At 56.2% G+C, this 219-nt stretch carries 1 protein-coding gene; it reads left to right on the top strand.

Annotated features, from left to right (window positions below):
• The coding region (locus H6A20_RS14120; RefSeq protein ID WP_204907564.1) for a hypothetical protein at positions 1-219 on the top strand (219 nt) is incomplete at both ends.

Below are 219 nucleotides of genomic sequence, written 5' to 3'. Positions count from 1 at the left end.
GCATCATCCGCCTCCTTAAGACCAGCGAATTCAACCAGGTCAGCTACTGGGGCTCCCGCTACAACGAGAACAGGCAGCGCCTGAAAGACGCCTTTGAGGTCGCCCCAGGACTCCTGGAAGCGTATGAAGCCCTCCAGTTCTTCCATGACATCCTGGCTTCCTGGCCTTACTCGGTCCAATACGAAGATCTCACGGAATGGATCCAGCAGTATGCTGCCT

It is taken from the genome of Mordavella massiliensis, from assembly GCF_016901695.1.
GTDB lineage: Bacteria > Bacillota > Clostridia > Lachnospirales > Lachnospiraceae > Claveliimonas > Claveliimonas massiliensis_A.
Note: the sequence above shows the minus strand (reverse complement) of the source record. Positions and strands in the feature narration are given on the sequence as shown.